The 22,766-nt window shown below is 58.0% G+C and carries 22 protein-coding genes; 8 read left to right on the plus strand and 14 right to left on the minus strand.

Annotation, left to right across the window (positions count from 1 at the left end):
* Positions 1–122 precede the first annotated feature (122 nt).
* Positions 123–1,508, plus strand: a complete 1,386-nt coding sequence (locus CAURIC_RS05875) for a DUF349 domain-containing protein (protein WP_035112896.1) — start codon at positions 123–125, stop codon at positions 1,506–1,508.
* Here CAURIC_RS05875 and CAURIC_RS05880 read toward each other — a convergent pair.
* On the minus strand, positions 1,505–2,263 hold the full coding sequence (locus CAURIC_RS05880) for an Rv2732c family membrane protein (protein ID WP_035112894.1): 759 nt from the start codon (positions 2,261–2,263) through the stop codon (positions 1,505–1,507). The two genes, CAURIC_RS05875 and CAURIC_RS05880, sit on opposite strands and share 4 nt — an antisense overlap.
* On the minus strand, positions 2,256–3,779 hold the full coding sequence (miaB, locus tag CAURIC_RS05885) for a tRNA (N6-isopentenyl adenosine(37)-C2)-methylthiotransferase MiaB (protein WP_035112892.1): 1,524 nt from the start codon (positions 3,777–3,779) through the stop codon (positions 2,256–2,258). Before miaB ends, CAURIC_RS05880 begins: the two co-directional genes overlap by 8 nt.
* A gap of 239 nt (positions 3,780–4,018) precedes the next feature.
* Here miaB and gluA point away from each other — a divergent pair, with 239 nt between their 5' ends.
* Genes gluA through CAURIC_RS05905 form a run of 4 tightly spaced genes read left to right on the plus strand, consistent with a single transcriptional unit; the run spans position 4,019 to position 7,308 of the window.
* Entirely contained in the window at positions 4,019–4,771 is a 753-nt protein-coding gene (gluA, locus tag CAURIC_RS05890) for a glutamate ABC transporter ATP-binding protein GluA (protein ID WP_035112890.1), read from the plus strand.
* A gap of 15 nt (positions 4,772–4,786) precedes the next feature.
* Positions 4,787–5,668 carry a glutamate ABC transporter substrate-binding protein gene (locus tag CAURIC_RS05895; RefSeq protein ID WP_035112888.1) on the plus strand — a complete coding sequence of 294 codons (882 nt, stop codon included), beginning with the start codon at positions 4,787–4,789 and terminating at the stop codon, positions 5,666–5,668.
* A 17-nt stretch (positions 5,669–5,685) separates the two neighbouring features.
* Complete coding sequence (locus CAURIC_RS05900) at positions 5,686–6,372, plus strand: amino acid ABC transporter permease (RefSeq protein ID WP_035112885.1); 687 nt, start codon at positions 5,686–5,688, stop codon at positions 6,370–6,372.
* Positions 6,373–7,308: an amino acid ABC transporter permease gene (locus CAURIC_RS05905; RefSeq protein ID WP_035112883.1), complete on the plus strand. Its 936-nt coding sequence runs from the start codon at positions 6,373–6,375 to the stop codon at positions 7,306–7,308. It abuts the gene before it with no gap.
* Between the two features lie 58 nt (positions 7,309–7,366).
* Here CAURIC_RS05905 and CAURIC_RS05910 read toward each other — a convergent pair whose 3' ends face one another.
* From CAURIC_RS05910 to CAURIC_RS05920, 3 genes are all read right to left on the minus strand, one after another.
* The gene (locus CAURIC_RS05910; protein ID WP_035112880.1) at positions 7,367–7,972 is read right to left on the minus strand and encodes a regulatory protein RecX; all 606 of its coding nucleotides are present in this window, start codon (positions 7,970–7,972) and stop codon (positions 7,367–7,369) included.
* Positions 7,973–8,004: 32 nt separating this feature from the next.
* On the minus strand, positions 8,005–9,123 hold the full coding sequence (gene recA / locus CAURIC_RS05915; RefSeq protein WP_035112878.1) for a recombinase RecA: 1,119 nt from the start codon (positions 9,121–9,123) through the stop codon (positions 8,005–8,007).
* Positions 9,124–9,319: 196 nt separating this feature from the next.
* Positions 9,320–9,526 (minus strand): DUF3046 domain-containing protein, encoded by a 207-nt coding sequence (locus CAURIC_RS05920; protein WP_035112876.1) that lies wholly within the window; start codon positions 9,524–9,526, stop codon positions 9,320–9,322.
* Positions 9,527–9,589: 63 nt separating this feature from the next.
* Between CAURIC_RS05920 and CAURIC_RS05925 the strand changes: the two genes are divergently transcribed.
* The 3 genes from CAURIC_RS05925 to CAURIC_RS05935 are packed head-to-tail and all read left to right on the plus strand — an operon-like array spanning position 9,590 to position 11,594.
* Positions 9,590–10,225, plus strand: a complete 636-nt coding sequence (locus tag CAURIC_RS05925) for a biotin transporter BioY (RefSeq protein ID WP_265914312.1) — start codon at positions 9,590–9,592, stop codon at positions 10,223–10,225.
* Between the two features lie 6 nt (positions 10,226–10,231).
* A complete protein-coding gene (locus CAURIC_RS05930) occupies positions 10,232–10,981 on the plus strand; it encodes an energy-coupling factor ABC transporter ATP-binding protein (protein ID WP_035112874.1) in 750 nt (249 codons plus the stop codon).
* Positions 10,974–11,594 carry an energy-coupling factor transporter transmembrane component T family protein gene (locus CAURIC_RS05935; protein ID WP_052094660.1) on the plus strand — a complete coding sequence of 207 codons (621 nt, stop codon included), beginning with the start codon at positions 10,974–10,976 and terminating at the stop codon, positions 11,592–11,594. Before CAURIC_RS05930 ends, CAURIC_RS05935 begins: the two co-directional genes overlap by 8 nt.
* 29 nt (positions 11,595–11,623) lie before the next feature.
* On the opposite strand, the gene CAURIC_RS05940 is transcribed toward CAURIC_RS05935, so the two are convergent.
* The 9 genes from CAURIC_RS05940 to dapA all read right to left on the minus strand — a co-directional run bounded on the left by CAURIC_RS05940 (position 11,624) and on the right by dapA (position 22,733).
* Positions 11,624–12,466, minus strand: coding sequence for a PspA/IM30 family protein (locus CAURIC_RS05940; RefSeq protein WP_035112872.1), 843 nt, complete (start codon positions 12,464–12,466; stop codon positions 11,624–11,626).
* A gap of 49 nt (positions 12,467–12,515) precedes the next feature.
* The gene (locus CAURIC_RS05945; RefSeq protein ID WP_035112869.1) at positions 12,516–12,908 is read right to left on the minus strand and encodes a helix-turn-helix domain-containing protein; all 393 of its coding nucleotides are present in this window, start codon (positions 12,906–12,908) and stop codon (positions 12,516–12,518) included.
* A 64-nt stretch (positions 12,909–12,972) separates the two neighbouring features.
* Positions 12,973–13,527 (minus strand): CinA family protein, encoded by a 555-nt coding sequence (locus tag CAURIC_RS05950; RefSeq protein WP_084588050.1) that lies wholly within the window; start codon positions 13,525–13,527, stop codon positions 12,973–12,975.
* A gap of 12 nt (positions 13,528–13,539) precedes the next feature.
* A complete protein-coding gene (gene pgsA, locus CAURIC_RS05955) occupies positions 13,540–14,187 on the minus strand; it encodes a CDP-diacylglycerol--glycerol-3-phosphate 3-phosphatidyltransferase (protein WP_052094658.1) in 648 nt (215 codons plus the stop codon).
* Positions 14,188–14,191: 4 nt separating this feature from the next.
* Positions 14,192–15,229 carry a TerC family protein gene (locus CAURIC_RS05960; protein ID WP_035112863.1) on the minus strand — a complete coding sequence of 346 codons (1,038 nt, stop codon included), beginning with the start codon at positions 15,227–15,229 and terminating at the stop codon, positions 14,192–14,194.
* A gap of 239 nt (positions 15,230–15,468) precedes the next feature.
* Positions 15,469–18,672, minus strand: coding sequence for an FtsK/SpoIIIE family DNA translocase (locus CAURIC_RS05965; protein WP_084588049.1), 3,204 nt, complete (start codon positions 18,670–18,672; stop codon positions 15,469–15,471).
* A gap of 90 nt (positions 18,673–18,762) precedes the next feature.
* Positions 18,763–19,491, minus strand: coding sequence for a TIGR03085 family metal-binding protein (locus tag CAURIC_RS05970; RefSeq protein ID WP_084588048.1), 729 nt, complete (start codon positions 19,489–19,491; stop codon positions 18,763–18,765).
* A gap of 102 nt (positions 19,492–19,593) precedes the next feature.
* Positions 19,594–21,822 (minus strand): ribonuclease J, encoded by a 2,229-nt coding sequence (locus tag CAURIC_RS05975; RefSeq protein WP_282938408.1) that lies wholly within the window; start codon positions 21,820–21,822, stop codon positions 19,594–19,596.
* An 8-nt stretch (positions 21,823–21,830) separates the two neighbouring features.
* Complete coding sequence (gene dapA, locus CAURIC_RS05980; RefSeq protein ID WP_035112861.1) at positions 21,831–22,733, minus strand: 4-hydroxy-tetrahydrodipicolinate synthase; 903 nt, start codon at positions 22,731–22,733, stop codon at positions 21,831–21,833.
* Positions 22,734–22,766: the final 33 nt, after the last annotated feature.

The following is a 22,766-nucleotide window of genomic DNA, read 5'->3' on the forward strand; positions in this document are numbered from 1 at the left end:
TTCCATAGCTGTTCTATAGCTATTCCACGGCAGCCGTGACGCGCGGCAAGAATGAAAGTCCCGCTCTGGAGAGCATTCACTCAGTTTCTAGCCCTCCAGGCGCGGGAGCAAGGAGTACCACGATGACCAACCGACCGCATGATCGGGCGAATGCTAACCAGCAGGACCCACAGTCCCAGCCAAAGCCTCAGCCAAGGCCTCAGCCAAAGCCTAGCCCTGCTGCTCTGGCCAACAACCGCACTGCAGTGAAAGGCGCGCAAGCACTGACGGGCAGCGTGCACATCCCGCACAACGATCCAGCCAAGTGGGGTCGCGTGGAGGACGACGGCACTGCATATGTCGTGACTTCTCACGGTGAAAGACACATCGGTGACTTTAAAGCCGGAACCCCCGAGGAGGGCCTAGCGCACTTCGGCGCCCGTTACGACGACGTCTCCACGGAGATTGCGTTGCTTGAAATGCGCCTGACCACCCACCCGGAAGAAGCGCGTCGCATCCGTTCAGATGCCGCGAAAATCCGCGAGGACCTCGATACCGCCGCCATCATCGGAGACATCGAAAGCCTGCAGACCCGTTTGGCTTCTATTGCCACGCAGTCAGTGGGGGTCGAGCAGCAGGTCGAGTCCTTGAAGGAGCGCCGTCGGTCAGAGGCCACCGAGCGCAAGGAAGCACTCGCAACCGAGGCTGAAAAACTGGCTGCGGATTCCACGGACTGGAAGGCAACGGGAGATCGCCTGCGCGCCATCGTCGACGAATGGAAATCTATCAAGGGCGTGGATCGCAAGACCGACGATCAATTGTGGAAACGCTACGCAGCGGCCCGCGATAATTTCCGCAAGCGGCGGGGAGCACACTTCGCCGAGCTAGATCGCAACCGTATGGCCGTGAAAAACGTCAAGGAAAACCTAGTTGAGCGCGCCGAAGCACTGCAGGATTCCACCGATTGGGCAGAGACCTCCCGCGCTTACCGCGAGCTTATGAAGGAATGGAAAGCCGCCGGCCGAGCACACCGCGACGTTGATGACAAGCTATGGCAACGCTTCCGCGCAGCGCAGGATAAGTTCTTCGATGCCCGCAAAGCCAACGATGCGAAGCGCGACGAGGAATTCTTAGCGAACGCCCAAGCCAAGCAGAAGCTCTTAGATGACTATGATGCCAAGGTCGACCCCTCCACCCACGGTGTGGAGAAGTCCCGCGAGGCTCTTCACGAGCTGCAGGAAAAGTGGGAAGACATCGGGTATGTCCCCCGTGGACAAGTGCGTGAATTTGAAGACAAAATCGCAGCTGTAGAGCGGCGTGTGTCCGAGGCCGCCGATGCTGAATGGCGCCGCACCGACCCAGAAGCGCAATCCAGAATTGCACAGTTTCAGGCCAAAGCCGACCAGTACAGCCAAGAAGCTGAGGCCGCCGAAGCTAAGGGCAATAGCAAAAAAGCCGCCACGCTCCGGGAGCAGGCGGCTCAGTGGCAGCAGTGGGCAGATACCGCTGCAGCAGCTATCGAGAGTTAGTCCTCTTTAGGCTGGTCCGCGGGTGCATCCTGCAGGGCGCGGCGCTGCCGGCGGCGCTCCGCGACAATCGCGCGACGGTCATCCACGAAATCATTGACCTGCTCGCGCTCCTGCAGCCCTGTGCGCAATCGCTGCTGCTTGAGACGGGATTTCTCGTCCCGGTGGGCCTCCTCGCGCCGAGCCTTAGCAAGGGCCCTTTGCAGCGGAGTTTTGCGGAACAAGAGGATCGACAACGTGACAAACAGGATCGTCAGGCATACGGCCGCGAAAATCAGGCCGTAAGCAGGTCCCTCACCGGGATCCGTCACCGGACGCGATTGGCGAATCCAGATCGCGAAAGCAGAATACCACCACGCCACTCCGACGAAGAACCAGTTCACCCACGCGACCAGCCACGACCGCGACACAATTGTTCCCGCGGTCAGTAGAACGCCGCCGGTTAGCGCCAGCCAGCTGAAAGCGCGCTCGGGTAACTTAGTATTGAACTGTTGGGCTACCGGGGAATTAAACAGCACATCGTAGCCCTTGACCTGCCCCGCGTGTGGCAGAAAGATCGCGAGCAGCACGCCGAAGATTCCAATCGCCAGGAAAGGCAGGAACGGCTGATAATTTACATCGCGCGCCGCCTTCTTTTCGGCAGATTCCAGATCACCGCGGTACTGTGCTAGGGCATCCGCCCGCTTCGGGTTAGCTGTCGCAGTTCGCTGCGCACTAGCTTCCTGCGGGTTTGTCTCTTGCGTGTCTCGATTACTCACAGCCGCATCCTCCTGTTGCACATCCCGTTTCTACCGGTTGCTGTTTTACACTTGCCGTGTGTCGGCTGAATCCTGGCATTCCAAGCCCGACGCCGACGGGCGCCGTGGTTGGAGTTTGTCCTGCCGCAGTCATGTCCCCTGCCTTGGTCCTGCGGTGGCTGAGCACGCCGGCGTCGGCGAAAAGAAAATAGGCCGCAGCACCGGTGACCTCAACCTCCACAATGTCGCCAGCGCGAATGCCCTCCACCGTGGGGTCAAAGTGGATGAGCCGGCCGTCCCGGGACCGCCCACTCATGCGCCGGGTTTCGTCGTTCTTGCGACCATCTGCCTGAACGAGCAGCTCTTGAGTAGTGCCGATAAGCTTTTCGTTCTCCTCGCGACTGATGCGTTCCTGCAGATCCAGCAGGCGCTCATAACGCTCCTGGACGATATGCTTAGGGATCTGGTTGTCCATTTCGGCCGCGGGAGTGCCCGGACGAGGAGAGTACTGGAAGGTATACGCGCTGGTAAACCGGGATTTCTCTACCACGTCCAGGGTGGCCTGGAAGTCTTCTTCCGTTTCACCGGGAAAGCCCACAATGATGTCCGTCGTAATGGACGCCTTCGGAATCCGCTGGCGCACCTTCTCCAAAATCTCCAAGAACTTCTTGGAACGGTAGGACCGGCGCATATCCTTAAGAACCTTGTCGCTACCCGATTGCAGCGGCATGTGCAGCTGCGGACACACAACGGGGGTTTCCGCCATAGCCTCAATCACATCGTCGGTGAATTCTGCCGGGTGCGGACTGGTAAAGCGCAACCGTTCCAAACCCTCGATCTCGCCACATGCACGCAACAACTTCGCGAACGCGCCGCGGTCACGCTCTAGGTGGGGATCGGAGAAGTTCACACCGTAGGCGTTGACGTTTTGCCCCAGCAACGTCACTTCGCTCACCCCCTGGTCCACGAGCGCTTTGACCTCTGCCAGGATCTCCCCCGGTCGGCGGTCTTGCTCCTTGCCACGCAACGAGGGCACGATGCAGAACGTACAAGTGTTGTTGCAGCCCACGGACACGGATACCCAGCCCGCGTAGGCCGATTCGCGCTTGGCCGGAAGAACCGAAGGAAACTCTTCCAAGCTGTCCACAATCTCCACTTCCGCGCGATCGTTATGGGCGGAACGGGCCAGCAGCGTGGGCAGACTACCCAGATTGTGCGTGCCAAAGACTACGTCGACCCACGGAGCCTTCTGTACAACCGTCTGCTTATCCTTCTGCGCCATGCATCCACCTACCGCGATTTGCATGCCCGGATGGTTTTCCTTGACCGCCTTCATCTGGCCAAGGGTTCCATACAGTCGATTATCGGCATTTTCACGCACAGCACAGGTGTTGAAAACCACGACATCCGGAGTCTGACCGTCACCAACAGGTATATATCCATTGTCTTCTAGGAGGCCGGAGAGCCGCTCGGAATCGTGAACATTCATCTGGCAGCCGAACGTGCGCACCTCATACGTGCGGGCCTGGGGGTTCATCGTCACTATTCACCTCGTGGGCGTCGGAATAAAAAAGAGCGTGCCGAGCCGGTCTACACTGCTTGCAAAAGTGAGAAAACACCACGTCAACGAACTATGAGCAGCGGGGGCACGCGGGGGTTATTACAGCCAGCCATCCTATCGCAGAGAGCACCAATAGCAGAAACTACCGTCAAATACCTGTAATTGGTGGCGCAAAGTTTCTTAAAAGTGAGCCCTCGTGCACTAACCTATCGCCTATGGCAGAAAACACATCTACTTCCGCAATCACGTTGCGGAATGTAAACAAGCATTTCGGCGACTACCACGCTCTGCGCGACATCAACCTGGAGATACCTTCTGGGCAAGTTGTCGTGCTTCTGGGCCCCTCGGGTTCAGGCAAATCCACGTTGTGCCGCACCATCAACCGGCTGGAAACGATTGACTCCGGCGAGATTCGGATCTACGGTGACCTACTTCCCGAAGAGGGCAAGAAGCTTGCAAAGCTACGCGCCGAAGTGGGCATGGTTTTCCAGTCCTTCAACCTGTTTAGCCACATGACGATTCTGGATAACGTCACACTGGCCCCGATGAAGGTTCGCGGTCTAGGCAAAGAAGAGGCCAAGAAGCTGGCGATGCAGCTGCTCGATCGAGTAGGCATTGCCGCGCAGGCCGAGAAATACCCTGCCCAACTATCGGGTGGTCAACAGCAGCGCGTGGCCATTGCCCGCGCTCTCGCAATGGAGCCCCGCGTCATGCTGTTCGACGAACCGACATCCGCGCTCGACCCTGAAATGATCAACGAGGTGCTGGACGTCATGGCTGGCCTAGCCGCCGATGGCATGACCATGGTTTGTGTGACCCACGAGATGGGATTCGCACGCAAAGCCGCCGATCGCGTGTTATTCATGGCCGATGGCAGCATCGTAGAGGACGCAGATCCCGAGAGCTTTTTCACCAATCCAACGTCTGATCGCGCCAAGGACTTCCTCGGCAAAATCCTGGGCCACTAGAGGAAGCGGGCGAATATGCGAACTCAATTGCTACCCAAACGGATCCTCGCGGCGATCGTTGCTCTATGTAGCGCAGCAGCTCTCGCGGCCTGCGGATCCAATGAAGCCCGCACGCTGTTGGAATCCATCAAGTCCGGTCACGTAATCCTGGGAACAAAGTTCGACCAGCCGGGACTGGGCGTGCGCACACCGTCCAAGGATTACGAGGGCGTGGATACCGATGTCTCTCGGTATGTCATCAAGCACATCGCGGAGAAGAACGGCTGGGCGCAGCCACAGATCACCTGGCGAGAGACCCCATCGGCCCAGCGCGAAACGCTGATCAAAAACGGTGAGGTGGACATGATCGCCGCCACCTATTCGATCAACAAGGGCCGGTATAAGTCCGTGGACTTCGGTGGTCCGTACCTGCTTACTCACCAGGCAATTCTGGTACGTAAGGACGACCCGATCCAGGGTCTTAGTGACATGGGCGCGCGCACCAAGGTGTGCTCGGTGACGGGATCCACTCCAGCGCAGAAGATCAAGAATGCGCTGCCAGAGGTTCAACTACAAGAATTCGACACCTATTCCGCCTGCGTGGAAGCGCTAGCGCGCGGCAAGGTGGATGCTCTTTCTACCGACGCCACGATCTTGGCTGGGTTCGCTGAGCAGTACCCCGGCAGGATGCGCGTGGTCGAGTTGAAAAAGGAAGACGGCTCTTATTGGACCAACGAGAATTACGGAATCGGTATGGCCAAGGGGCAACCGGACGCGGTAAAGGCTGTCAACGATGCCCTTAACGAAATGCATGATTCTGGCGAATACGAACGCATCATCAAGGACAACCTCGGTGATGCCATCCAACCTGGAGACAAGCCCAAGATCGGCGACCTCTCCTTCATCGATAAGAAGTAGGAAGGAGGGTAACACCGATGAATGCCGAACTATGGTCTGAAATGGGGCCGGAGCTTCTTCCGGCGTTTTGGACGACCGTGAAACTCACGTTCTGGTCGGCCCTGGGATCCATGATCCTAGGCACAATTTTGACGGCGATGCGTGTTTCCCCCATCGGGATTCTGCGTAGCCTCGCGACGTTCTATATCAACACCGTTCGTAATACACCCTTGACGTTGATTGTCCTGTTCGCCTCGCTGGGTCTCTATGTGAATCTGGACATTGCCCTGGCAGGACAGGGTGCTACTTTTACGACGACCAACAACTTCCGCCTCGCTGTGTTGGCGTTTGTGCTGTACACCTCATCTTTCGTGGCCGAGTCGCTGCGCTCTGGCATCAACACAGTGCCGTTTGGCCAGGCAGAGGCTGCCCGTTCATTGGGCCTGAGCTTCATGCAGAATTTCCGCCACATCATTTTCCCGCAGGCATTGCGCGGTGCGATTGTGCCCTTGGGTAACACCCTGATTGCATTGACGAAAAACACCACGATCGCGTCCGTGATCGGTGTGGCAGAGGCATCCCTACTGATGAAGTCCACCGTGGAGAATCACGCTAACCAGGTGTTTGTGATCTTCGGTGTTATCGCCCTCGGCTTCATCATCCTCACGCTGCCAATGGGCTTGATCTTCGGCGCAGCGGGTAAGCGATTGGCGGTGAAGCGATAAATGTCTACTCGTGCAACTGTTTTGTACGACGCCCCGGGTCCTCGGGGTCAACAAATCAACCGGCTGCTGACTGCAGCCACGATTATCATCACCGCGGCCGTGTTGCTGTGGGTCGGAATCCGGTTGAACAACAACGGCCAATTTGCAGCCGAGAATTGGCAGCCGTTCCTCACCGGCGACATGTGGACAACCTACATCCTGCCCGGGTTGTGGGGCACCCTGAAGGCAGCGGTGGCTTCCATCATCCTGGCTATCATCGTGGGCACGATCCTAGGTTTGGGCCGTCTGTCAGAGATCGCACCAGTTCGCTGGGTATGCACGGTCATCGTGGAGTTCTTCCGCTCCATCCCCGTGCTGCTGCTGATGATCTTTGCCTACCAGGTATTCGCTATCTATGGTCTGGTGCCAACGAAACACTTGGCATTTGCCGCGGTGATTTTCGGCCTGACCATGTACAACGGTTCGGTGATCGCCGAAATCCTGCGCTCTGGCATTCGGTCACTGCCGGCCGGTCAGGAAGAAGCCGCGATTGCCCTTGGATTGTCTCGACGCCAAACTATGTTCAAGATCCTTCTCCCCCAGGCTGTCGCTTCGATGCTGCCAGCGTTGGTGTCGCAGATGGTCATCGCCTTGAAGGATTCCGCGCTGGGTTACCTAATTGGCTACGTAGAGGTTGTGCGTTCCAGCCTGCAGGCCGCATCGTGGTACAAGAACTACCTGGCGGCGATGGTCGTGGTCGCGATCGTCATGATCCTGGTCAACTATCTGCTCTCCCGCCTGGCCGAACGTATGGAAACCCAGCTACGGGCCGGTCGTGCTCGCCGCAATATTGTGGCGAAGGTTCCACACCAAAAGGACGTGGGCGTGGTCACCAAGGACGAAACCAACGTGGACTGGCACAACCCTGACTATCGCGATTTGAAGCAAGATTACTAATCGCCAGTAGTTGCGCGACTGGGGGACGCGTGGCAAGGGGGGAACGCGCTGGTGGCGGCTACAGCTCCTCAATTCGCCTATTTAGCGCGATCTCGGCATATTCCTTCGCTTCGACTTCGGGGAAACCACGCCGGGCTGCTACGCCCATTAAACGACGTAGCTCACTGCGATACTGTTTCCAATCCGTCGGACGCCGCTTGACACTCCGGGCGCGCTTATCGATGAGCTGTCGCATAATCTCTTTTTGCTGATCCTCATCGATTGTTTCCAAGGCCTGTTCGATAAGACCGGCCTGCACACCCTTGCGCTGCAATTCCTGGCGCAGTACGGATGTTGATTTCTTGCAGTGCTGCGAACGCTGTCGCACCCACTCCGAAGCGAACTGCTCATCATCTAGCATCCCGTTATTTTGGCACCTAGAAATGGCTTCCTCGACCAACTCGGCAGCAAAATCCTCTTCTAGTAGGCGCGTCCGCAGCTCATGCTCCGACCTCGCGCGATGATTGATCAACCGAGTTGCTTTTGCCGCCACGGGGGCAAGCGCTTGCTCAAACTCCCGATCAACTATCTGGGAATCACGGTGTGCTTCCCCGCGGGCAATCTTTTCAATTGCATCCCGCAACCGCGCGATTCTGTCGTCGTGACTATGTCTTGTTTCATTCATGGCTGCGGGACCCCTGTCCTAGCGGGCACGGCCTATTCGTCGTCGTTGTCGTCATCGAAATTCGGCGCCAAGTCAATGGGTCGGTCTTCCGGTGCGATCTCCTCTTCTTGCTCCGGCTTCACGTTGGCGTACGGGCCTACCTTGAGCTCACGCATGATGCGGTCTTCCAATTCACTGGCCATCTCTGGATTGGCTTTCAGGAATTCACGCGCCTTTTCTTTACCCTGTCCCAGTTGATCACCATCGTAGGTGTACCACGCGCCGGATTTTTTGATGATTCCGGCTTCCACACCCAAATCGATGATGGAGCCCTCGCGCGAAATGCCCTCACCGTACAGAATGTCGAACTCTGCAATCTTGAACGGCGGCGAAACCTTGTTCTTTACAACCTTGAGTCGTGTGCGGTTACCAACTACATCCTGACCGTCCTTCAGCGCCTGGATACGGCGAATATCGCATCGCACGGAAGCGTAGAACTTTAACGCTTTACCACCTGTGGTGGTCTCGGGAGAACCGAACATCACTCCGATCTTTTCGCGCAGCTGATTAATGAAGATGGCGGTCGTGCCGGTCTGATACAGCGCACCAGTCAACTTACGCAACGCCTGACTCATCAAACGTGCCTGCAGACCCACGTGGGAATCACCCATATCACCATCGATTTCCGCCTTGGGTGTCAACGCAGCTACCGAGTCCACCACAATGATGTCGATAGCACCGGAGCGAATCAGCATATCCGTGATCTCCAGTGCCTGTTCCCCCGTATCCGGCTGGGATACCAGCAGTGCATCCGTATCCACACCCAACTTACGGGCGTAATCGGGATCCAGCGCGTGCTCCGCATCGATAAACGCCGCGATACCGCCCGCCCGCTGGGCCTCAGCAATGGCATGGAGCGCCACGGTGGTCTTACCCGAGGATTCCGGACCGTACACCTCAACCACGCGACCGCGCGGGAAGCCACCAATACCGAGCGCTACGTTAATGGCAATGTTGCCAGTAGAAATAGCTTGGATCGGAGGACGATTGTCATCACCCAGGCGCATCACGGCGCCCTTACCGAAGTCCTTCTCGATCTGTGCCATGGCCAAGTCCAGCGCCTTGGCACGATCGTTGCTCATCGCAGCCGTGGCCTTCTTCTTCGTCGCCATCTTCAATCTCCTCGCTTAATCTGTTCAGCTATCTGCAGCCAGCGCCACATGTCATCGCAGGCTCCGGCCTTGCGGGGGGCTAACCGTTTAGACACGGCAACTCCCCGAAAAAGTTCACTCGGAATCCTACGCTGCTACTTTCACACCACCACAGCGTACACGAACGGGTGTTCGAAATTCTACTATCGACACGACACTACAAATCTTCCCCTAAGCGTCGATCTTCAGGCACGTCAAAGTCATCACACAACGCTAGCCACACGTCCCGTAAATCGGCCCCGCGTTCGATAATCTCTTTTGGATACCCACCGAATCGCGATAGATAATGGGTATCCAGCACCCACGATGATCGGTCTGCACCGAACTCGCCTTCCATCAATCGATCGAATTCCGCCATTCTCATGTCGTCTAACCTAACACCTCCACGAATTTGAACGGCGTTCAATCCGTGCTCTAAAATGCTGTTGTGAAGGAAAACAATTCATCCCATTCCACCGGCTTCGGCGCGACGGATCTTGCCCTCATCGCCGTCTTCGCAGCGCTCATCATCGTGCTCGGCGCCGTATCCATCCCAGTGGGAACCGCGGGCGTTCCTATCGTTTTGCAAAACATGGGTATCCTCTTGGCCGCATTCATCCTAGGAGGCACCCGCGGTGGCCTAGCTGTCGCCCTCTTTCTCGGAGTTGGCCTGGTCGGTGTGCCGAACCTCGCCGGATGGCGCCCTACATTGGCGGCTTTGCCTGGGCCCACCGTTGGATACTTGGTCGGATACCTAGTCACGGCATTCCTGATCGGTTATGCAGCCGATCGCATTATCCGCTCCCACCGTCGCTCAGCCCGCTCTCCCATCGCGCTGCTGGTCACGCTGATCATCCTGGGTCTGGCGGGCATTGCCATTCAATACCTGTGTGGCACTATCGGGCTCATGGCGCGTACACCACTGGATTTCACCGCAGCCCTTGCCACAAACGCACCGTTCATCCCTGGCGACCTAGCCAAAGCAGTCGTTGCCGCCATCGTCGCGGCCGGAGCTATTCGCGCGGTTCCTGATCTAATTCCCACTGCAAAATTGCCAATCCGTCATACCGCCGCCAACGATTAAACAGCCATGGCACCCGCTGAAATCTCCCATGCCCCGATAACGTTCGACAACATCAACCTCGACGTCACCCAGTCCTCTCCCACCGGTGTCACAACCCGTCGGATCCTATCCAATATCTCTACTACTCTCACCGAGCACCGGGTGGCCATTATCGGCGCCAACGGCTCCGGCAAGTCCTCCTTGGTTCGCCTCATCAACGGCCTGAACTCCCCCACGACTGGCCACGTCCGTGTGGGCGAGCTGGATGTCGCCCGCCAAGCCAAACAGATCCGCCAGCGCGTGGGCTTCATTTTCTCGGACGCTGACAACCAAATCCTTATGCCCACCGTGGTAGAAGATGTTGCCTTTTCCCTCCGACGCCACAAGCTGCCCCGCGCCCAGCGCCATCAGCGTGCGCTGGCGCAGTTGGATGCGATGGGTATTGCCCACCTCGCAAACAACTCCCCCCACACCCTATCGGGAGGAGAAAAGCAGCTGCTTGCCCTTGCCAGCGTGTTGATTCTGAGCCCAGACATTATCATCGCTGATGAACCCACTACCTTGCTGGACTTACACAACCGCCGCCGGGTTGCCAGCGAGCTCGCAGCTCTGTCGCAACAAGTGATCGTAGTAACTCACGATCTAGATCTGATCCGCGATTTCGATCGCGTGCTGTGGATCGACAACGGAGGAATTGCCGGAGATTCCACTCGAAGTGGAAGCGGCGGGGCGCGGGGCGTCGTCCAACAATATGAGGAGGCCTACGGCGGTGTTTAATCCCCACGTGGTGCCGATGGGTGTCTATGTCCCAGGGCGGTCGGTAGTGCACACCGCACCCACGGGGCTGAAACTGTCGGTAGTTATTGTCACTGTGATCCTGACGGCGGTCTTGGGACGGTGGTGGCCGGTCGCACTCGGGGGATTGTTGCTGGTCGTGGTCTTGTATGTGCTGGCCCATATCCCCGCAGCGATAGCTGGGCGCCAAATGCTAGCGCCTGTGCCAGTCGTAGCGTTCATCGGAGTGGTGACATGGTGGCGCGAGAGCTGGGAGATCGCGCTATGCACTACCGCCACCTTGTTCACGGCTATTGCCATCGCTATCCTCCTCACGCTCACCACCACCGTGGAACAGCTGATGGATGCGTTGGAGCGACTGCTCCAACCCCTAGCCAGACGCGGGTTTCCGACAGAAAAAATCCTCATCGCCATGTCTTTGACGATGAGGTTAATCCCGCTGACTGCTGTGACCGCAGCCGAGATTTTGGAAGCGCGACGTGCGCGTGGGCTAGGGTTTTCCCCCACCGCATTCGGTGTGCCCCTGCTTGTTCGCAGCCTGCTGCGCGCACGAGCCTTTGGCGAAGCCCTGATCAGCCGCGGCGCCGGGGATTAAGTCATCGCCGGTGCGCGCTGCGGAATCAATTAGGAATCGTTGCGCAGCTGGCGCATCCGCTCCGCTACTGCGTCATCAGTGTAGTTCGAAGCCTGTGGCTGGGCCTGCTCGATAGATCGCTGCTGTGTACTAGCTCCCCCGGCAATGCCTTTATCGTGATTCATCTCCGCACGCAGCTGCTCCAAGCGGGAATGCCCCGCCATCTGGATCCCCGCCTGCTGAACTTCCATCATGCGGCCTTGGACAGAGTTCTGGGCTAGCTCAGATTGACCCAGCGCATTGGCATAGCGGCGCTCAATCTTTTCACGCACCTGATCCAAGTTCGGGGTGGATCCGGCGGCGACCTGGTTCATAGACTGCAGGGACTCCGCAACCTTTTCTTGCATCTTGGCCTGCTCCAGCTGGCTCAACAGTTTGGTGCGCTCTGCAGCCTTCTGCTGCAACTGCATTGCATTGCGCTCCACAGCCTGCTTGGCCTGAGCAGCTTGCTGCAGGGACTGGTCATGCAGTCCCTTGAGATCCTCTACCGACTGTTCGGCCGTAACCAACTGGGCAGCAAAAGCCTCAGCCGCATTTTCGTACTCCATTGCCTTCTGCTGGTCGCCATCAGCGCGTGCCTTATCAGCCAAGCCCAAGGCCTGCTTGGTATTGGCGTGCAGCTTTTCAACCTCGGCGAGTTGGCGGTTGAGCTTCATCTCCAGCTGACGCTGGTTGCCAATAACTGCAGCTGCCTGCTGGGATAGTGATTGGTGCTGGCGTTGCGCTTCGGCGATAGCCTGCTCAATCTGGATCTTAGGATCAGCGTTTTCCTCAATTTTGCTGTCGAACAGCGCCATCAAGTACTTCCAAGCCTTAACAAATGGGTTCGCCACCGCGAAACTCCTCTAAATTTATCTGACGTAAATGATCCGCTTCAGTGTATCAACGCTCGCGCGCGACGGCACCGGCATTGGGGCGTTTGTGCGACATGCTCGCAGCCAGTTCGGCAGCCGCGGCATCAAGGGCCATCATTGAAGCAGCTTCCACAATCACGCTAGCTACGCTGATACCCATTCCATGGCACACACTTGCCAAAAGCTCGCTAGAGACTTCCTTCCGGCCACGTTCGATCTCCGAGAGATACCCGGGACTCACACTGGCCAAGCTGGCTAACTCACGCAAACTAAAACCGGATTGGGAACGGTATTCGCGCAACGTTGCCCCCAACGCTTCACGCAACAGAGGTTCCTGATCGGGAGCCACCGGGCGCGTCGCGGTTTTCAGCGCCTCCGCCACGTTGTGGCGGGATTCCATAACAATAGTGTTTTGAGTCATCACTTGCTCTAACGAACGACGTCGGGAATTTGTTCCCTCCACCATAACGCGGTCACAGACAGCTTTATGAAAGCTCGGAATCTACGATCGACAATAGCGTCAGTGCCACACTCACCGCAGCCTGTCGGATGCTGGCTCTCACGTCGTCGGCCTGTGGATCCCACCAGCTGGCGGGCAGTTCCGCCACCACGGTGCCATTTCCTTCTTTTGTCCCGACGCCCACGTACACCTCACCCACTGGATGGCCTTCTTGGGGGTCGGGCCCCGCTACCCCGGTTAGCCCGATGCCGAGATCGGCATCGCATGCCGTTGCCGCGCCCCTCGCCAATGCGGCGGCCACACCGGGATCGATTGGCCCGTGGCGTCGAAGATAGCGCTGGTCCACCCCCGCCAACCTGGCCTTAAGATCGGTGGCATAAACGATCAACCCCCCGCGCAGGATAATAGAGGCCCCTGGAACCGTGGCAATGGTGGCAGACACCAGCCCCGCGGTAAGGGATTCCGCGGTGGCAATCGTACGGCCGGACGCGCGTAGCTGGGCGACCACCTGCTGCGGTTGTTGGGGTGGGCGGTTAATAGTGATCGGTGTGTAACCACAAGGGTTTTGCTGGGCGGGCATCGGAACGGTGTCCTAGTTGGCCGAAGCCCCACCGGAGCCAGCCGGGGCTTGTTCTCGAGAATCCAGCAAGTACTGCACACCGGTGACAACAGTGACCACGACAGCTAGACCCATCACGATGTGCGCGAGCCACGTCAGCGCACCGGCCACAGGCAGGATGTACAGAGCCATCGCCAGAGTTTGCAGGACGGTCTTGAGTTTGCCCCCCTTTGATGCGGGCACAACGCGACCACGGCGGGCCAGAACCACGCGCCACACCGTAATGCCAAGCTCGCGGAACACGATGACAGCGGTGACCCACCACCACAGTTCCCCGAGGATATTCAGGCTAACCAGCGCAGAAATCATCAGCGCCTTGTCAGCGATCGGATCAGCCAGCTTCCCGAAATCAGTGATGACCTGGTATTTGCGAGCCAAAAACCCGTCGAGCTGATCGGTGAACATCAGCAACACGAACACGATGAGAGCCCACCAGCGTGTGACCTTATCCGCGTGGCCAGCCTGGGCCCAATGGTCCGAGCTGAGGATTAGCCACAGGAAGAGCGGGATCAGCACAATGCGCACCGTCGTGAGGACATTGGGCAAGCTGAGCCGGTGCACAACCCGTCCAAACGACGACTGATTGGTGCGATTCATCGATGTCGTAGCCACATTTTTCATACTACTAGGAGCTCACCGAGGTATCAGTAGCTTCGTGGCCTTCTTCGTTGGCTGCGTTATGCCTCTTCCCCAGGGTGAGGCTGAGGACAGTGGTGATAACTAAGACGCTCACAATAACGATGAGCGACATTTCCACCGACACCTCAGGGGCGTGCACGTTTTGTCCACCGTTGATAAATGGCAGGTTGTTTTCGTGCAGAGCGTGTAGCACTAGCTTCACACCAATGAAGGCCAAGATCACACCTAAGCCGTAGGACAGGTACACCAGCTTGTCGAGCAAACCATCTAGCAGGAAATACAGCTGACGCAATCCCATCAGCGCCAGTGCGTTGGTCGTGAAGACGATGTACGGCTCGCTAGTAATGCCGTAAATGGCGGGAATCGAATCCAGCGCAAACAAAAGGTCGATGAAACCGATGGCTAGAAGCCCCACGAACAGTGGTGTGATGATCCACTTACCCTTGTCCTTGAAGGCCAATTTATCGCCGTTGTAATCGGGCGAAACGGGGATTACCTTGCGGATGGTGCGAACAATCCACATGTTTTCCGGGTCAGTTTCTTCCTTGTCGGAAACTTCATCAATGATCAGCTTGACGGCGGTCCACAACAGGAAGATACCGAAAAGGTAGAACACGTCCGACCAAGCGGAAATCACCGCTGCGCCCAGGGCAATGAAGATGCCGCGGAACACCAGAGCCATGGCGATACCCCACAACAGCACCTTTTGCTGGTACTTACGGGGGATCTGGAAAGAAGCCATGATGAGCGCAAAAATGAACAGGTTGTCCACACTGAGCGCCTTTTCGGTGACATAGCCAGCGAAGAACTCCACACCGTGTTGATGGGGATTACCGGGCTCCCCCCATGTCAGCCATAAAAAGCCACCGAAGAGGCAAGCCAGGCCAATGTAGAACAGCGACCACAGTGCGGATTCCTTCACGGTGGGCTCGTGTGGCGTGCGCACGTGGGCAAAAAAATCGAAGACGAAGAACGCAGCGACCACCGCAATGGTAATCCCCCACGTCAATGCATTAACTTCCATGATTAGATAAAACCTCCGGCTTTCAGTATGAGAGCGTGGTGAATGAGCCGGAGGTCTCCCCCGTCGGGTCCACGCAATGTGGTTAACCCGACCGGCACGACCGGGAGGTCAGTCTTCGACCGGGATATAGAATCTCGTATCTCACGACCTACCGTGTTGACGATCTGTGCCGTTGTTCACAGGCGGATTGGGGTACTCCCCTCCATGGTGTGCAAGCTTACACATAATCTCACGTGTGCTTAAAACGCACCCTTTGTCGGATCCGCCTGCACCACTCGTGGAATCTCCGCGGTGCTGTCCGCGCTGGGTCCTGCGCCTGGACCACTCGCAGCGTTATCACCCGTGCTGGGGATACTTTCCGCATCCGATGGTTCCTCGCGCAGTTCGTCTGGTGCATCCGCGGGGTTGGCACCTTTAATCATCCACAGAATCGTTTCTAGTTCTTCGGGTTTGACCAATACCTCGCGGGCCTTGGACCCCTCGGACGGGCCAACCACGCCGCGGGTTTCCATCAGGTCCATCAAGCGACCTGCCTTGGCAAACCCAATGCGCAACTTGCGTTGCAACATGGAGGTGGAACCGAACTGGCTAGTCACAACCAACTCGACTGCCTGCAGCAGATCCTCCAGGTCATTGCCGATATCGGGATCGATGTCCTTCTTGGCTTCAGCCGCCTTATCCTCGGTTACGCCTTCGGTGTAATCGGGCTCGGCCTGGTTCTTTGCCGAATCCACAACGGCCTGGATTTCCTCGTCCGTCACAAACGCGCCTTGGATACGCTGTGGCTTACCGGCACCCTGCGGAATGAACAAACCATCGCCCATTCCGATGAGCTTTTCCGCGCCACCCTGATCCAAAATCACTCGGGAGTCGGTTGACGACGACGTGGCGAAAGCCAAACGCGACGGCACGTTGGTTTTGATCAGACCGGTCACCACGTCCACCGATGGGCGCTGCGTAGCCAGCACTAGGTGAATACCGGCAGCGCGGGCCTTCTGTGTGATGCGGACAATCGAATCCTCGATTTCGCGTGGTGCGGTCATCATCAGATCCGCCAACTCGTCGACTACACACACGATGTATGGGTAGGGCCGGTACTCGCGTTCGCTACCCAGCGGCGTGGTGATCTCGCCGGACTTCACCTTTTTGTTGAAGTCCTTGATGTGACGCACGCGGGACGACTTCATGTCCATGTACCGCTGCTCCATCTCCTCCACCAGCCACGTCAATGCAGCCGCAGCCTTCTTTGGCTGGGTAATGATCGGCGTGATGAGGTGCGGGATTCCCTCGTATGGAGTGAGCTCCACCATTTTTGGATCAACCAAGATCATCCGCACGTCCTCGGGCGTCGCGCGCGTGAGCAGAGAAACCAGCAGCGAGTTGATGAAGGCCGACTTACCAGAACCTGTAGAACCAGCCACCAACAAGTGTGGCATCTTCTGGATGGAGTGGGCCACAAACTCACCCTCAATATCCTTGCCCAATCCCACCAGCATCGGATCCAGATCTGCCGAAACCTTCGGCGCGGTCAACACATCGCCCAAGCGGACCATCTCTCGATCGCTGTTGGGCACCTCGATACCCACGGCTGACTTACCTGGAATAGGTGTAAGCAGGCGGACGTTGTCTGTCGCTGCAGCGTAGGCCAGGTTGGACTGCAGGTTAGTGATCTTGGAAACCTTCACGCCCGGGCCCAGCTCAATCTCGTAGCGGGTGACTGTGGGGCCACGAGAGAATCCCGTCACCTGTGCATCTACGTTGAACTCATCAAATACATCGGTGATGGCCTCGATCATGCGATCGTTGGTTTCGCTCCTGGTTTTCGGTGCGTCGCCTTCAATCAACAGGTCCGCACTGGGCAACTGGTAGTCGCTTTCTGCGGCCGCCTTCTCCACTGCGGGCTTTTGTTGGTCGACGCCCCCTGCCTCAACCGTCTCCAACTCTGACTTGGGGACGGTGGCGGGGATAGCTGCGGCGTCAATACCAGACCGCGCCACGATGGCCTGACGGATGGACTCACGGGAAGCCGCCACAGCATCCTGCCGGCCATCCTCGGCACGAGAAGACTGCGTTGAATCTAGGCTCCTCTGCTGTGACTGACGTGCCGCTGACTTCCTCACCGGCTTGACTTCGGGTTCTACTGTGATGGGCTCGTCATCATCCAGTAGTTCGGCCACGTCATCCAACTGAGCGGCACCCACCCTCTTGCGCTGGGAACGACGGCGCGGCTTGTCCACGGGCTCGTCCCCGAGAATTGCAGTCTCTTCGCGCGCGGGAGCCTCTTCCGGCCCCGTGTGGTCCTCATCCCGGTAGTTATAGTTGGGTGCAGGGTGGCGCTCGCGAGAAGTTTTGCGCGCTGCCCTGGGTGCTCGTCCACCGGATACTGCGGCATCGAGTTCACGATCGACACCGCCATATAGATCGTCTTCGTCTCGATCGTCATAGACCGCGTCGTCGTCATCGGCATTATGTAAGGACCGTAGGCGATCCATCCCGAGGCCGAAGTAGTGCGCGACCTCGGATCCTACCTGGGAGAACGTCATCCCCGTCAGTTGCAGGGCACCATAGACAATTGCCAGCAACAGCAGCGGTACTGCTAAGTATTCGCTAAATCCCACGGCCATGGGGCTGCCGATCACCCGCCCCACCATGCCTCCCGCCGAGGCCCGTCCTTCACCGTCTGCGGGCAATCCTGCAAAAATGTGGATGCAAGCCAATGCACCCACCACGATCAGCATCACACCGGAGACTAAACGCAGCGGCGAGCGCTGTGTAGTCCGGGCACCAACCGCCAGCACCCACGCTGCATAACCCAAGGCGATGGGCACGACGAAAGCACCGGCTCCCACAACCCACTTCATGAGTGACGCCACGCCGTTACCCACTGCGCCGCCGACACCGAACCACATGGTTCCGGCGAGAATCACTGCCAAGGCCAACACACCCAGTGCGGCGCCATCGTGTCCACCGCCCACGCAGCGAGCCGAATGGGGATCGTAGTAGCCCTCGACGTAACCGTCCTCTCGCAGTTCCGCATCGCTTTCCCGCGTGAGATCCAACTTGGTAGTTGGCGCCTCAGCGTCATCGTAGCCGGTAGGTTTGGGGCGCTTCCGGCTGTGAGCGCGTGAGTTTCCTTGCGTACGCTGCGAACGCCGTGCGGATGCCATGTGTTGTGTATCTTCCTCCCACATCAAATCCTGCTCTTCGCTGTCCGACTTGTTAGAACCAGCGATTTTTCTCCCCACTCCACCAACTCCACGGGCAACCGTGGACAGGGCTGAACCCAGTCCGTGGCCGACTGCGCCGAAAGCACTCCCAGTACGTTCGAAATCGCTGTAATCGTACTCGTCGCCAGAGCTACGTTCGACCTCACCCAGTGCAGGGGCCGTGGAGCGTGAACGGGCAGAGCGGGATCCGTTGCGAGGGCGACTAGTGACAGACATGGGATTCACTTTAGCCCTTTAAGTCACATCAGTCACACACGAAACACCGAACATGCGCAAAAGCCAAGAAAGCGCCCTCAGAAACCTATTTTATAGCGACTGCAAACCCACGCGGTCCCTCGCGCCTGGCTCGGATTCCGTCACGGTCAAGTGTGTATACTTGCCTCGGCCGAAAACCCACAACAGGATCTCTGATGGTTTCCCTTCGATCTTCACTTCAGCAGCCGACGTGTTGCCTATCCGAAACACCTCCGGTGTAGCCGCAGGAGCGATGTCGGTAGAAGAAAACACGGGATGCAAGATGACATGAACATTCTTCGGGCGCACCATAAGGCGGGACACCTGGGTTGCAATCTTCCACAGTTCCCGCTCTACCGCAGCGGGGAGCTCACGCGGAGTAGTATCCCCTCCCCCGCGTCGAACGTCCTCATGATGAATGAAGTTCTCCGCAGCATTGAGGTACTTATCGCCCAAGCGCATGGGATTCCAGTGTGGCGGCCCCTGACGGAATTTTTCTACCAATTCCTCGTAAGGCAATTTCGCGGTTTCAGCCGAGACCTTCTCCAGGTGGTTGCCTAGGAAAGGAACAAACATACCCGCAGCGGCATCCGGCCGGTGCTCACGCACCACCAAGTGCACCGCTAAATCGCGGGTAGTCCAACCTTCGCACAGCGTTGGTGCGTCGGGCCCCTTCGCTAGCAGGAGATCTGCCAGTTGCCTGCGCTCCGTTTGCGAAACACTAGCGGATCCACCGGAAGCGAGGCTGGGTTCATTGACATCGTCGGGATTGCCATAGGGATTGTGGTGATGCTGTGTCATGCTTTACAAGTGTAGCTACGATGCAGACACGACCGCGCAAAAAACCCGCCGCCCCACGCTCCCACGGGCGGGAGGTGCAGCGACGGATTAAGCCTCAGAGCTTTACAGGGAAGGCAGGGATTCTCCTTCTTCCAGCTCCTCGACAATCTCGCTTGTCATCGGGACCACCGTTGGTACGATCAGTGGGCTGCGCTTCCACTTGTCGGAGATCAGCTTGCTTACTTTCCGACGGATGGACTGCGCCATACGGTAAGGATCGTTTTCACCGGCACCAGCCATGTCCATCATCGCGTTATCGACGGCCTCGCGAATTTCACCAACCATGTCACGCGCATCGTCGGAGAATCCCTTGGTCTGCACGCTCGGTGCCTCCAACGGGCGGCCAGTGCGGTTGTCGATGACGACGGTAATGGAAACCATGCCGCCCTCGGCCATTGCGGTTCGGTCTTCAAGAACCTCGCTGTCGATATCGCCCATACGTACACCGTCGACATAGAGGTTGCCCACATTCATCTGGCCCGTCACCTTTGCGTGTCCGTTAACCAAGTCCACGAACACACCGTTTTGGGCGATCGGGATGTTGTTGGCATTCACACCAGTAGAGATCGCTAGGTCGCGGTTAGCGCGCAGGTGGCGCCACTCGCCGTGCACGGGCATCGCGTTGCGTGGGCGGGCTGCGTTGTAGAGGAACAACAGCTCACCGGCATAACCGTGACCGGAGGTGTGCACCTTCGCATCGCGGCCGGTAACGACGGTCGCGCCTATCTGGCTCAGCATGTTGATGACGCCGAAGACGGCTTCCTCGTTACCCGGAACCAAGGAGGACGACAGGATAATCAAGTCACCATCGCGGACCGTAATCTGGCGGTGCTCACGGCGGGCCATACGCGATAGCGCTGCCATGGGTTCGCCCTGGGTACCGGTGGTCACCAGCACGACCTTATGGGGCGCCATCTTGGAAGCCTCGTCCATAGTGACGAAGGTTCCACGTGGGGCGGTCAAGTAACCCATCCGCTCGGCGATCTCCATGTTGCGAATCATGGAGCGCCCGTTGAACGCCACCTTACGGCCGGCAGCCACCGCGGCATCCACGGCGGACTGCACACGGGATACGTTGGATGCGAACGAAGCGATGATCACACGCTGCTTGGCATCGCGTACTAGGCGCTTCAGCGTCGGCGCAATGTCAGCCTCAGACCCGGATACCCCCGGGGTGGTGGCATTGGTGGAGTCGCACAGGAACAGATCAATGCCTTCATCGCCGAAACGAGATAGCGCGGGAAGATCGGTTGGGCGGCCGTCCAATGGGGTCTGGTCCAACTTGATGTCACCGGTGTGAACGACCAAGCCAGCGCCGGTCTTGAGGGCAATGCCCAAGCACTCCGGAATGGAGTGGTTGACGGCGAAGAAGCGTAGGTCAAACGGACCACGAGACTCGTGGGAATCCTCGTTAACCTCGATGAGCTTGGGGCGCTGCCGGTGCTCCTGGCACTTCGCGGAGATCAGTGCGCAGGTGAAGCGCGAAGCGATGATAGGGATATCTGCGCGCTGCTTCAGCAGCCATGGGATAGCACCAATGTGATCCTCGTGGCCGTGGGTGACAACCAGAGCCTCTACGCGATCCCACTTGTCTTCTAGGTAGGTGAAGTCCGGCAGAATCAAATCCACACCGGGCTCGCCGGAAGATGGGAACAGGACACCACAGTCGATGAGAAGCAGGCGGTTGTTGTATTCGAACACGGTCATATTGCGACCAATCTCCGAAATACCGCCCAGCGCAACGATGCGAAGACCGTTTTTCGGTGCCTTTGGAGGGCTAGGCAGGCGCTTGGTGAGGTCCGCTCCCTGCATGGCCTTGAGCGACCCTTTACGACGGTCATCCCCACGACGGTTGTTCCCGCCTCGGCTCCCTCGAGAGCCACGGTTGTTTGCACCGCGACCGCCCCGGTTGTTGTCCCCACCCTTGTTGGAGCTACCACCGTTGCCGCTGTTGTTGCCGCTGTTGTTGCCACTGTTATTCGAGCTGCCGCCGTTTCCACCGCGACGACGTGGCCGGCGGGAACGGTTACCACCGCGGGAGTTTCCTCCCTGGTCATTTCCGTCGTTGCCCAACTGGGCATCGGACGCGGGTGCTTGCCCACCGTCATTAAAGGTGGTCGCCACATCCGTGTGGGAATTATTATTCATATTTTGGTCCTTGTTTGAGGCATTCTTGGCATGCGCCTGTTCAGCTGCGCTGGTGTTGCCAGCCTCTGAAGTGGCGGCTGTTTCCGCGCTTGGGGGAGCCGCCTTACGTGTTACCTTGCGGCTCTGCGAACGCTGTTCAGTCATATCTTCCTTTAAACGCCTGCTTCCTGCAGGTCTTTTTCGAGCTGCTCCAGCTCTTCTTGATTAGGTTCCACAATGGGTAGACGCGGGCTTCCCACGTCCAATCCACGAAGTTTGAGTGCTGCCTTCGAAAACGCCACTCCCCCGAGCCGGTTCTGAGCGCGCTGCAAGGGCGCCAAAGAAACGGCAATCTGCCGAGCGCGTGCGAGGTCGCCGGCGTCGTAGCTATCCCTTAGCTCCTTGAGCTTGTCGGCCGCGACATGGCCGATAACCGAAATGAAACCGGTAGCGCCACTGGCCAACCACGGCAGGTTCAACGGATCATCGCCGGAGTACCACGCCAAGTCAGTGTTCTGCATCAGCTCCATCGCCGCGTACAAATCGCCCTTGGCATCTTTCACGGCTTGGATGTTCTGATGCTTAGCCAAACGCGCGATCGTCTCTGACTCGATGGGGATAACGGAACGGGAAGGAATATCGTAAAGGCAAATGGGCACATCCACCGCGTCGGCAACCGCGGTGAAGTGTTGATACACACCCTCCTGGCTCGGGCGCGAGTAGTACGGCGTAACAACCAATAGGCTGTCTGCCCCCGCAGCGGCCGAAGCCTTCGAAAACTCGATGGTGGCGGCGGTATCGTACGAGCCGGTTCCGGCGATCAGCTTCACCGCATCGCCAAGTTCGGAACGTACTGCTCTGAGCAGGTCCAACTTCTCCTCACCACGCACGGTTGGCGATTCGCCAGTCGTGCCGGCAAGGACGAGAGAGTCGCAGCCCTTAGAGGCCAAGTGTGTGGCAACTTCCACACCCCTGTTCACGTCGATGGAGCCGTCTGCATTAAACGGGGTAACCATCGCAACTGAAATCGTGCCGAAGACGTCAGCACCCTTGTTCGCTGCAATACCTGTACTCATGACTTCCCAGACTACCTTCTCTCTTGTGTTCTC

Source organism: Corynebacterium auriscanis (genome assembly GCF_030408435.1).
GTDB lineage: Bacteria > Actinomycetota > Actinomycetes > Mycobacteriales > Mycobacteriaceae > Corynebacterium > Corynebacterium auriscanis.